Below are 259 nucleotides of genomic sequence, written 5' to 3' on the forward strand. Positions count from 1 at the left end.
TGACATTGACCCATATGAGGGCGTGGCGGCATGCCGCTCGGAGGTCGACCTGTGCCGCTTACATCTCACCCTGGGGCTACCGCTCAAACTGGTGTGGGACTCTGTGCTCCCCGATGCGTTGCAGGCCGCCGGCGGCAACCATTTCCGGTATTGCCGGAAATGCCTGTGCCGTGGCTATCACAGTGTGGTGCATCAGGTCGGCACCAACAAATGCTGCCCGGTGCATGGCGACCCGCTGGAAATCGCCTGTCGCACTTGC

The 259-nt window shown here is 62.2% G+C and carries 1 pseudogene; it reads left to right on the top strand.

The features are described 5' to 3' along the window. Window positions 1-259 (top strand): annotated as a pseudogene (locus GTP23_RS22930) (hypothetical protein); the annotation flags it as partial.

The sequence above is a fragment of the Duganella fentianensis genome, from assembly GCF_009857835.1.
GTDB classification, from domain to species: Bacteria; Pseudomonadota; Gammaproteobacteria; order Burkholderiales; family Burkholderiaceae_D; genus Rugamonas; species Rugamonas fentianensis.